Below are 1,141 nucleotides of genomic sequence, written 5' to 3'. Positions count from 1 at the left end.
ACCGACACGTTGGCCAGCAGCGCCAGGGCGCCGATGGCGCCCATCGTCACCGGCTCGGGCACGGTGCCGGAAGCGGCCGACCATGCGGCCCGTCCGAGAACGAACATACCGAAGGCGCCCATGGTCAGGCCCTTGAAGAGCGCAGCCCGAGCCCGCCAGGTCAGCGCCATGCCGAGCACAAGCAGCGAGATGCCGTAGTTGGCCGCATCGCCGAAGAAGTCCACGGCGTCGGCCAGCAGCGACACCGATCCCGAGCTCAGGCCGCCGGCCAGTTCGACCCCGAACATGGCCAGGTTGATGATCAGCGCGGCCCACAGCACGCGCCGGTAGCGCGGGCTCTGGCTGGCCGCAGGGGTGGCGCAGCCGTGGCTGCCGCAGGAGTCGCTCATGAGAGGCTTTCGGGTGTCGATGCCGGCATTTGAAACCCTGTAGCGGCTCCAGAGTCAAGCGGCTATGCTGCGGAGTGTTGGGCACCCCTTCATGAACGCAGAGAGCCTCGATCCATGTTCGACTTCCTTCGCGTCACCGGACTGTTCTTCGTCACCGCTGTTGCCGAAATCGTCGGGTGCTACCTGCCCTGGCTGGTGCTCACGCAAGGTCGGCCGGTCTGGTGGCTGCTGCCGGCGGCCGTATCGCTGGCGGTGTTCGCGTGGCTGTTGACGCTGCATCCCAGTGCCGCAGGCCGAACCTACGCGGCCTACGGCGGTGTGTATGTCGTCGTGGCCCTGATCTGGCTGTGGCGCGTCGACGGTGTGGTCCCGACGCGATGGGACCTTGTCGGTGGAGGCATCTGCCTGGTCGGCATGGCGATCATCGCCCTGCAGCCCAGGGCAGCAAGCTGAGGAAATGACACGGGCATGAAGATCGGTGAACTGGCGCTGGCGGCGCAGACCCAAGTCGAGACCATCCGCTACTACGAGCGCGAAGGCCTGCTGCCGCAGGCGCCGCGCAGCGAAGGCAACTACCGCATCTACGGGCCTGAGCATGTCGAGCGGCTGGCCTTCGTGCGCCACTGCCGGTCGCTGGACATGACGCTGGACGAGATCCGTGTGCTGCTGCGGTTCAAGGACGAACCGCAAGCGGAATGCGGCGAGGTCAACGCGCTGCTCGATGAGCACATCGGCCATGTCGCCACGCGCAT

3 protein-coding genes are annotated in these 1,141 nt (G+C 66.8%); 2 read left to right on the top strand and 1 reads right to left on the bottom strand.

Annotated features, from left to right (window positions below):
- The coding region (locus ACOVRJ_RS06040) for a cation transporter (protein WP_422042989.1) at window positions 1-389 on the bottom strand (389 nt) is incomplete at its 3' end.
- 114 nt (window positions 390-503) lie between these two features.
- Here ACOVRJ_RS06040 and ACOVRJ_RS06035 point away from each other — a divergent pair.
- Together ACOVRJ_RS06035 and ACOVRJ_RS06030 are read left to right on the top strand one after the other, a co-directional pair.
- Window positions 504-842, top strand: a complete 339-nt coding sequence (locus ACOVRJ_RS06035; RefSeq protein ID WP_210931399.1) for a YnfA family protein — start codon at window positions 504-506, stop codon at window positions 840-842.
- 15 nt (window positions 843-857) lie between these two features.
- Window positions 858-1,141: MerR family transcriptional regulator (locus tag ACOVRJ_RS06030; protein ID WP_422042988.1), on the top strand; the 284-nt coding region annotated here is incomplete at its 3' end.

Origin of the sequence: Roseateles sp., from assembly GCF_049240545.1 — a bacterium.
Classification (GTDB): Bacteria; Pseudomonadota; Gammaproteobacteria; order Burkholderiales; family Burkholderiaceae_C; genus Paucibacter_A.
Note: the sequence above shows the minus strand (reverse complement) of the source record. Positions and strands in the feature narration are given on the sequence as shown.